Below are 9,099 nucleotides of genomic sequence, written 5' to 3' on the forward strand. Positions count from 1 at the left end.
GGTTGAGTATTTCTCAATGATATTCTCAATTGCTTGCTGCTTAGAACGTGTCACAAATAGGAAGCTACATTCCGTCAATGCGGAGTATATGATTTAATACGATTTGAATAAAGAAGGGAGACCAGTTTATGGCGAAAGATGATGTAATTGAAATTGAAGGCACAGTATTAGAAACTTTGCCTAATGCAATGTTTAAGGTAGAATTAGAGAATGGTCATACAGTGTTGGCTCATGTTTCCGGTAAAATAAGAATGCACTTCATTCGTATCCTGCCAGGAGATAAAGTAACAGTAGAGCTTTCTCCATATGATTTGACTCGCGGAAGAATTACTTACCGCTTTAAATAAACCGTGACTCCGTACTATCAAGGAGGTTAGAGTAATGAAAGTGAGACCATCTGTTAAGCCAATTTGCGAAAAATGTAAAGTTATTCGCAGAAAAGGCAAAGTTATGGTGATCTGTGAAAACCCTAAACATAAACAAAAACAAGGATAATTTTAAAGGAGGTGCGCATCTAGATGGCACGTATTGCTGGTGTAGATATTCCACGTGAAAAGCGTGTAGTTATTGCTTTAACATACATTTACGGAATTGGCAGATCAACTGCTGAGAAGGTTCTAGCTGATGCTGGTGTTTCTCAAGACACTCGTGTTCGCGATCTTACTGAAGAGGAACTTAACAAAATCCGTGATATCATTGACAAACTAAAGGTTGAAGGTGACCTTCGCCGTGAAATCTCATTAAACATCAAACGTCTAATGGAGATTGGTTCATATCGTGGCTTGCGTCATCGTCGTGGCTTGCCTGTTCGCGGTCAAAACACGAAGAACAACGCACGTACTCGTAAAGGTCCACGTAAGACTGTAGCTAACAAGAAAAAATAATCCGTAAAGGAGGGTAACATTTAAATGGCTCGTAAAACTAATACACGCAAACGCCGCGTCAAAAAGAATATTGAAAGTGGAGTTGCGCATATTCGTTCAACTTTCAACAATACTATCGTAACAATTACAGACGTACATGGTAATGCATTATCATGGTCTAGTGCAGGTGCGCTTGGTTTCAAGGGTTCACGTAAATCCACTCCATTCGCAGCACAAATGGCAGCAGAAACTGCAGCTAAAACTTCAATGGAACATGGCTTGAAAACTCTTGAGGTTACTGTTAAGGGTCCAGGTGCTGGACGTGAAGCAGCAATCCGTGCTCTTCAAGCTGCAGGTCTTGAAGTTACAGCAATCAAAGATGTAACTCCAGTTCCACATAACGGCTGCCGCCCGCCAAAACGTCGCCGTGTTTAATTTTTCTGTATAGAATTTGTAGTCCTGTCTATAATGGGATATGATACAAATATTTTCTAGGTATACAGAAATCATTAATCCAGTTGTTGTGCACAAACGGGAACGTATACATGGGGGAATTTCGGTAAGGTAAGAACCTGCCGGGGTTTCGACGTTTTGAAGGAGGGTATATTTGATGATCGAAATAGAAAAACCAAAAATCGAAACGGTTGAGATCAGCGATGATGCCAAGTACGGCAAGTTTGTCGTAGAACCGCTTGAGCGTGGATATGGTACAACTTTGGGTAACTCCTTACGTCGTATCCTATTATCCTCACTCCCAGGTGCAGCTGTCACATCGATTCAAATCGATGGAGTACTTCATGAGTTCTCAACAATTGAAGGCGTCGTAGAAGATGTAACATCAATCATTCTAAACGTTAAGAAATTAGCGTTGAAAATCTACTCTGATGAAGAGAAGACACTTGAAATCGACCTACAGGGTGAGGGTCCAGTAACTGCAGCTGCAATCACGCATGACAGTGATGTTGAAATCCTTAATCCGGATCTTCCTATCGCTACTCTTTCAAGTAAAGGTTCATTGCGTATGCGCTTGACTGCAAGAAGAGGCCGCGGATACAATCCTGCTGACCAAAACAAGCGGGAAGACCAGCCGATCGGTGTCATTCCAATCGACTCAATCTATACGCCGGTTTCACGCGTATCTTATCAAGTAGAAAACACACGTGTAGGGCAAATGACAAATTATGACAAGCTGGTATTTGACGTATGGACAGATGGCAGCACTGGTCCTAAGGAAGCTATTGCACTAGGTTCAAAGATCCTGACTGAGCACTTGAACATTTTCGTTGGTTTGACTGACGAAGCTCAAAACGCTGAGATCATGGTAGAGAAAGAAGAAGATCAAAAAGAAAAAGTTCTGGAAATGACAATTGAAGAACTTGACCTTTCTGTTCGTTCATATAACTGCTTAAAGCGTGCCGGTATCAACACTGTCCAGGAGCTTGCTCATAAGACAGAGGAAGATATGATGAAGGTTCGTAACCTTGGCAGAAAATCACTAGAAGAAGTAAAAGCAAAACTAGAAGAGCTAGGCTTAGGCTTACGCAAAGATGACTAGTTAATGCAGATTAACTAGGCATTTTGCTGTCAGTACTAAAACTGCCGGCTTATGACTTCAACAAAGGAGGGAAACACTCATGGGATACAGAAAGTTAGGACGCACAAGTGCCCAGCGTAAAGCAATGCTACGTGACTTAACAACTGATTTGATTATCAATGAGCGTATTGAAACTACTGAAACACGTGCGAAAGAGCTTCGTTCAGTTGTTGAGAAAATGATTACTCTTGGAAAGCGCGGAGACCTTCACGCTCGCCGTCAAGCTTCTGCTTGGGTTCGTAACGAAGTTGCAAACGCTGAAACAAACCAGGATGCAGTTCAAAAATTATTCGCTGACATCGCTCCACGCTATGCTGAGCGTCAAGGTGGATACACTCGTATTATGAAACTTGGACCACGCCGCGGTGACGGTGCGCCAATGGTAATTATCGAGTTAGTTTAATACCATTAAACACTCGAGCAAGGGCGATGGACAGTTTATACAAACTTGTTTCATCCCCTTTTTTTCTTATTTACAGTATCTGTCGAAAACTAAAAAAGCAGCACAAGCCAAAACGAGCGTTATGATGAGCAGGCCACTAGGAAAGAAGAGTTCACTGGCCCCATCGGCCGGTTACTTCAGGCCATTCCTGAATCGCTAAGGGATAGATGGTTCATCTATTTTTTAACCGGAGCTGTTCTGCCTGTCTCGTCTAGCTCATGCACTTCTCCCCCAGGCCTTTAAGGACCTGCAGTTTGCGGATTGCTTCCGCCCGGGGAGAGGTGCAGGCTTTTTTTATATACAAAGATATTTTTGTATAATAGCAATGGCAAATATAAAGAGAAGAGTCAGTTAAGAAGAGTTGAGAGGAGGGCGGAGATGAGTAAACCCTTAGTTAGAATTGAAAAAGTATCTTTCAGTTATGAAGGGCAGCAGACTCCCGCATTAAAAAATATCAGCTTTGATATTTTAGAAGGAGAGTGGCTGGCGATTGTCGGGCATAATGGTTCTGGAAAATCGACGCTTGCAAAGCTTTTGAACGGCCTTCAATTTCCGCACGAAGGTTCGATTGAGGTATGTGGGATCATTTTGTCAGAGGATACAGTTTGGGATGTCAGAGGAAATGTAGGAATGGTTTTTCAAAATCCTGATAACCAGTTTGTTGGAACGACGGTTAGGGATGATGTGGCTTTTGGTCTGGAAAATCACGGCATACCAAGAGAAATAATGGTAGAGCGCGTGCAGTCTTCACTTGATAAAGTCAATATGGGAACCTTTCTAAATCAAGAGCCGCACCATCTGTCTGGCGGCCAAAAACAGCGTGTTGCCATTGCGGGTGTCCTGGCATTGCAGCCGTCAATCATTATTCTGGATGAAGCAACATCCATGCTCGATCCAAGAGGCCGTGCAGAGGTGATAGAAACCATTCGTGAGCTGAAAGATCGTGAGAACATAACGGTCATTTCGATTACCCACGATCTTGAAGAAGCTGCGAAAGCTGATAGGATCATTGTCATGAACAAAGGGGAGCTATACCGTGAAGGAACCCCCGAGGAAATTTTTGAAATGGATGAAGAGCTGATTAAGCTGGGGCTGGATATTCCCTTCCCTGTAAAAATGAGCAAGATCATGCGTGAAAAAGGAATTGCCCTTAATAAATCTTATTTAACAGAAGAAGAGCTGGTGACGGAATTATGGACATCTCACTCAAAAATGTAGAATATCGTTACCAGGCTGATTCGCCATTCGAGCGCCTCGCTATCTCAGATGTATCCATCGATATACCTTCCGGAACGTATCTTGCGGTTATTGGCCATACGGGTTCAGGGAAGTCTACAGTCCTTCAACACTTGAATGCTCTATTGAAACCGACTAAAGGCTCTGTACTAATCGGCAGCAGGGAAATCAAGGCTGGCAGGAAAGAGAAAAATTTGAAGGGTGTCCGCGAAAAGGTGGGCATTGTCTTCCAGTTCCCGGAACACCAGTTATTCGAGGAGACGGTCGAAAAAGATATTATGTTTGGCCCGATGAATTTTGGCGTTACTGAGCGGGAAGCGAAGGCACGGGCAAGAACCGCAATCAATCTGGTCGGATTACCTGAAGAAATCCTTGAAAAATCACCATTCGATCTTTCAGGCGGGCAAATGCGCCGTGTGGCGATTGCTGGAGTACTGGCAATGGAGCCAGAGGTCATTGTTTTGGACGAGCCTACTGCGGGGCTGGATCCACGCGGACGCAAAGAAATTATGGACTTATTTTATTCACTTCATAAAAAAAGAGATTTATCTACTGTTCTCGTTACCCACAGCATGGAAGATGCTGCCCGCTATGCGGATGAAATAGTTGTCATGCATCAAGGGAAGGTTTTTACAAAAGGAACTCCTGACCATATTTTCTCGGATCCCAAGGCATTGATTGAATTGGGCCTCGATGTACCCGAAGTAGTTGGATTGCAGTTAAAGATCGAAGAAGCTTTCAAAACTAAATTTAGCAAAATCAGCCTTTCCGAGGAAGAACTCGCTGTAATGGTAGCAGAGTTTATGGAAGGGGGCGGTCCACAATGATGGAGAAAATGATTTTTGGCCGTTATGTGCCGGGAGACTCCATCCTTCATCGGGTGGATCCGCGATCCAAGTTGATCACCGTTTTCCTGTTCGTCATCGTCGTTTTTATCGCGAACAATGTAGTTACGTATGGAGTTTTGGCCGCTTATACTCTTATTATGGTAGGGCTCTCAAAGGTTCCGCTAAGATTTTTATACGGCGGGCTCAAGCCGGTATTTTTGCTGGTGATTTTCACGTTCCTGCTCCATATCTTCATGACAAAAGAAGGCGATGTCATCTTCGAATTGGGATGGCTGAAAATATATGAAGAAGGGCTAAGGCAGGGGATCTTCATTTCACTAAGGTTCCTGCTGCTGATTTTGATCACGTCACTATTGACCTTGACCACTACTCCAATCGAAATCACGGACGGACTGGAGACATTGCTGAATCCTTTAAAGAAGTTCAAATTCCCCGTCCATGAGTTGGCGTTGATGATGTCGATTTCCTTGAGGTTCATTCCGACGCTCATGCAGGAGACCGACAAAATCATGAAGGCTCAAACTGCCAGGGGAGTGGAGTATAACAGCGGTCCGATCAAAGAGCGAATCAAAGCAATTGTCCCATTGCTGATCCCGCTATTCATCAGTTCGTTCAAGCGGGCTGAGGAACTCGCAATCGCAATGGAAGCACGTGGCTATAAGGGCGGAGAAGGACGAACAAAATACCGCCAGCTGACATGGGGCCTGCCGGATACTTTGCTGATTCTGTTCCTGGCTGCAGTCACGGTTCTATTAATTGTCTTAAGAGGGTAATCATTATGCCACGAATTAAATGCACAATTTCATACGATGGCACCGGTTTTTCCGGCTACCAGGTACAACCTGCCAAAAGGACTGTCCAGGGTGAGTTGGAAAAGGTGCTGGAAAAGTTGAATAAGGGTACAAGCATCAGGGTCAGTGCATCAGGTCGTACAGACGCAGGAGTACATGCCCGCGGCCAGGTTATCCATTTTGATACAACGCTCGAAATTGAGCCTGCCAGGTGGCAAATCGCCCTTAATTCATTATTGCCAGATGATATTGCCGTTAGCTCAGTTGAAATTACCAGACCGGATTTTCATGCGCGCTTTGACGCAGTTGGCAAGGAGTACCGTTATTTTTTGCTGCTATCTAAGCACCGGGATCCTTTCCAGCGGAATTATGCCTACCAGTTCCAGTATGAACTTGATCCTGACGCGATGAGGGAAGCTAGCAAACAGCTTATAGGGACACATGATTTCACTAGTTTTTGCTCAGCCAAAACAGAAGTAGAGGACAAGGTCAGGACGTTGAAGGAAATCGATTTTTACGAAGAGAAAGGCTTGCTTGTGTTCAGGTTTGTCGGAGATGGATTTTTGTACAATATGGTAAGGATCCTTGTAGGGACATTGCTAGAGGTAGGAACAGGCAAGAGAGCAGCCGACAGCATGCTGCAGCTGCTCGGAGGCCTAGACCGCACCCAGGCCGGCAAGACTGCTCCTGGACACGGACTGTACCTTTGGAAGGTTTTTTATGACGGAGAAGATCATCAATTCGAAAATAAATTATAAAAAAACGATATGACAACTAATCCTGGTGTTGACAATCTCTCAACCACAGGTTAAGATATCATATGTATGTATTTTAAACCCACGATCAGCCCCGGAAGAGCTTTATCGTGTTTGAAAATATACCAAAAATGAACTTGATTTTTTTTTGACTATTTAGGAGGGAAACTCATGCGTACAACGTTTATGGCAAATGCCAACAATATCGAGCGTAAATGGTACGTAGTTGATGCTGCAGGCAAGACTCTAGGTCGCCTTTCTACTGAAGTTGCAGCTATTCTACGTGGTAAACATAAACCAACTTTCACACCACATGTTGACACTGGTGATCACGTAATCATCATCAACGCTTCACAGATCGAACTTACTGGTAAGAAACTTACTGATAAAATCTACTACCGCCACACAATGCACCCAGGTGGATTGAAGCAAAGAACAGCTCTTGAAATGCGTACGAACTACGCTGAAAAGATGCTTGAACTTGCAATCAAAGGCATGCTTCCAAAGAACTCTCTTGGACGCCAAATGTTTAAAAAGCTTCATGTATATGCTGGTAACGAGCATCCACATCAAGCACAACAACCTGAAGTTTACGAACTTCGCGGATAATTATTAAGGAGGTAATTAACTTGGCACAGGTTCAATATATCGGTACCGGTCGTCGTAAGAGCTCCGTTGCACGAGTTCGTTTAGTACCAGGCACTGGAAAAATTACAATCAACGATCGTGAAATTGAAGATTATATCCCATTCGCAGCTCTACGTGAAGTAGTTAAGCAGCCGCTTGTTGCTACTGAAACTGTAGGAAGCTACGATATCCACGTTAACGTAAATGGCGGTGGATACACTGGCCAGGCTGGCGCAATCCGCCACGGTATCGCTCGTGCGTTACTTCAAGCTGACCCAGAATTCCGTCCAACACTTAAGCGTGCTGGACTACTGACTCGTGACGCTCGTATGAAAGAACGTAAGAAATACGGTCTTAAAGGCGCTCGTCGTGCACCTCAGTTCTCAAAGCGTTAATTTCTACGCTTCGGAAGACTCTCAACCTTTTGGTTGGGGGTCTTTTTTATTTTTTAGGAAATATAAAATTTATTTATTTGTGGATAACTACAAGTAGTCTTCTTAATCTAGCTACAGCGCCTAGCCCCTCTAGTCGCTTGTCTAGCTGCGGCTCCTAACTCCTCGAGACACTTCGATCCTGCCAATGAAGTCAAAGAACGCCTTCACTGTCAGGCCCTCCAGCGCATGTCGGAGTTGGGCAGTCGCCTCCGCTTTTCGAGTTCGGTCCGCCCAATGAAGTCAAAGAACGACTTCACTGGTCGGCCCTCCAGCGCTTGTCGGGGCTGAATGAGGCACTTGCGCTTTTTGTTCTGTGACTGAGCGGATTTGGTAATAACGCTCAGTATTAATCTGTGTGTGAAAGACTTTCCGAGAGGATTTGCTGGTTAACTGGAAAAAAACACACGGAATTTCTAGTTCGCCAATAAAATTCGATTTTCGCCAATAAAAAATTATTTTCGCCAATAAAATTAGAAAAGCGCCAATAAAATTGTGAAAAGCGTCAATAAAATTGTGAAAAGCGCCAATAAAATTGTGAAAAGCGCCAATAAAATTGTGAAAAGCGTGAATAAAATTTTTCAAGTGTAATAAACAGTTGTTGACGAGCTGTTTGTATTGCAATTATTGCTGTTTTTTTTCTGAAAGTAAGTTGGATCAATGAGTATGTTGGTTATTTTGTTCTCCGAAAAGCAAAAAGCGATGAGAAACCAGCCCAAAAAGGCGGAGGCATCATTCTATGCCCCCGCCTAAATGCTTTAACCCTCGTATCCTTGCATGGATTCCATATGGCTAGCAATCATCGCGATGATAGTAGGTGCCTCTTCCTTTGTGAAAATAAAGTTCGTTTCGTCTTTAACCATTTCATCATCCTCGGTCCAAATCCGGTTGATGCGGCGGAGGACTCCGTCTCCCGTTTCCTCGACAAGGCCGAACTGGTAGGTAACCTCGACTTCATCCTGCTTCAAAAAGGCTGTGACCTCAGGTGTTTCCCAATCGACATCGATTTCCTCGAGGATATCGTCATCGTCTATAAACTCCGTAACGTATAGCTCATCATCCTCATCGATTCCGTCATCTTCATAATATAATGTGTCGTCATCCTCCGTTGCATAAACGACATCGAGATTGTCCTCTTCATCGTTTATGTAATCGTGGAAACCGTTGTGAACCGCATCGACAATATCATCAATATCTGAAAGAATGACACGCGCCGGCTGCTCCAGGTCTTCATCAATGGTTTCCGTGTAGAATTCCTCATTATGCGGATCGAAATATAATATATAGAAATAGTCTCTTTCCCCATCTGCATAATCCACAAAGAACTGAATCCTTGGATGCTTCGAGCCTCTCTCAACAGCCATCTGACCTTCCTGATCATATTTTTCGCAAATAGACTCAAGATGATCCTGCAGCTCTCCAACTACACGATCGAACCATTCCATAGACATAGAAATCCATCCCTTCATCTTTATTCTGGATTAGCTTGCCCTGTTGGTGAAAATTCCACAA

General features: G+C 43.8%; 13 protein-coding genes. 12 read left to right on the forward strand and 1 reads right to left on the reverse strand.

Annotated elements, in window-relative coordinates:
* The first annotated feature begins 128 nt into the window (after nucleotides 1-128).
* The 12 genes from infA to rpsI all read left to right on the forward strand — a co-directional run bounded on the left by infA (nucleotide 129) and on the right by rpsI (nucleotide 7,551).
* Nucleotides 129-347 (forward strand): translation initiation factor IF-1, encoded by a 219-nt coding sequence (gene infA, locus DYI25_RS21085; protein WP_019157108.1) that lies wholly within the window; start codon nucleotides 129-131, stop codon nucleotides 345-347.
* A gap of 34 nt (nucleotides 348-381) precedes the next feature.
* A complete protein-coding gene (rpmJ, locus tag DYI25_RS21090; protein ID WP_003156543.1) occupies nucleotides 382-495 on the forward strand; it encodes a 50S ribosomal protein L36 in 114 nt (37 codons plus the stop codon).
* A gap of 23 nt (nucleotides 496-518) precedes the next feature.
* Complete coding sequence (gene rpsM, locus DYI25_RS21095; RefSeq protein ID WP_213372639.1) at nucleotides 519-884, forward strand: 30S ribosomal protein S13; 366 nt, start codon at nucleotides 519-521, stop codon at nucleotides 882-884.
* A gap of 24 nt (nucleotides 885-908) precedes the next feature.
* The gene (gene rpsK / locus DYI25_RS21100) at nucleotides 909-1,298 is read left to right on the forward strand and encodes a 30S ribosomal protein S11 (RefSeq protein ID WP_023626407.1); all 390 of its coding nucleotides are present in this window, start codon (nucleotides 909-911) and stop codon (nucleotides 1,296-1,298) included.
* 175 nt (nucleotides 1,299-1,473) lie between these two features.
* Nucleotides 1,474-2,418 (forward strand): DNA-directed RNA polymerase subunit alpha, encoded by a 945-nt coding sequence (locus tag DYI25_RS21105; protein WP_213372642.1) that lies wholly within the window; start codon nucleotides 1,474-1,476, stop codon nucleotides 2,416-2,418.
* Between the two features lie 79 nt (nucleotides 2,419-2,497).
* Nucleotides 2,498-2,860, forward strand: coding sequence for a 50S ribosomal protein L17 (gene rplQ, locus DYI25_RS21110; protein ID WP_041966509.1), 363 nt, complete (start codon nucleotides 2,498-2,500; stop codon nucleotides 2,858-2,860).
* 417 nt (nucleotides 2,861-3,277) lie between these two features.
* Nucleotides 3,278-4,117, forward strand: coding sequence for an energy-coupling factor ABC transporter ATP-binding protein (locus DYI25_RS21115; RefSeq protein ID WP_213372644.1), 840 nt, complete (start codon nucleotides 3,278-3,280; stop codon nucleotides 4,115-4,117).
* Nucleotides 4,093-4,962 (forward strand): energy-coupling factor ABC transporter ATP-binding protein, encoded by an 870-nt coding sequence (locus tag DYI25_RS21120; protein WP_213372646.1) that lies wholly within the window; start codon nucleotides 4,093-4,095, stop codon nucleotides 4,960-4,962. The genes DYI25_RS21115 and DYI25_RS21120 overlap by 25 nt, the downstream gene beginning before the upstream one ends.
* A complete protein-coding gene (cbiQ, locus tag DYI25_RS21125; protein WP_213372648.1) occupies nucleotides 4,959-5,756 on the forward strand; it encodes a cobalt ECF transporter T component CbiQ in 798 nt (265 codons plus the stop codon). The genes DYI25_RS21120 and cbiQ overlap by 4 nt, the downstream gene beginning before the upstream one ends.
* A 5-nt stretch (nucleotides 5,757-5,761) precedes the next feature.
* The gene (gene truA, locus DYI25_RS21130; RefSeq protein ID WP_213372650.1) at nucleotides 5,762-6,532 is read left to right on the forward strand and encodes a tRNA pseudouridine(38-40) synthase TruA; all 771 of its coding nucleotides are present in this window, start codon (nucleotides 5,762-5,764) and stop codon (nucleotides 6,530-6,532) included.
* 168 nt (nucleotides 6,533-6,700) lie between these two features.
* Nucleotides 6,701-7,138 (forward strand): 50S ribosomal protein L13, encoded by a 438-nt coding sequence (gene rplM / locus DYI25_RS21135; protein ID WP_167834111.1) that lies wholly within the window; start codon nucleotides 6,701-6,703, stop codon nucleotides 7,136-7,138.
* A 20-nt stretch (nucleotides 7,139-7,158) separates the two neighbouring features.
* Nucleotides 7,159-7,551, forward strand: a complete 393-nt coding sequence (gene rpsI, locus DYI25_RS21140) for a 30S ribosomal protein S9 (protein WP_023626399.1) — start codon at nucleotides 7,159-7,161, stop codon at nucleotides 7,549-7,551.
* Nucleotides 7,552-8,345: 794 nt separating this feature from the next.
* Here the strand turns inward: rpsI and DYI25_RS21145 are convergent.
* Entirely contained in the window at nucleotides 8,346-9,038 is a 693-nt protein-coding gene (locus DYI25_RS21145; RefSeq protein ID WP_213372652.1) for a hypothetical protein, read from the reverse strand.
* Between the last annotated feature and the right edge of the window lie 61 nt (nucleotides 9,039-9,099).

Origin of the sequence: Mesobacillus boroniphilus, assembly GCF_018424685.1 — a bacterium.
Classification (GTDB): domain Bacteria; phylum Bacillota; class Bacilli; order Bacillales; family Cytobacillaceae; genus Mesobacillus; species Mesobacillus boroniphilus_A.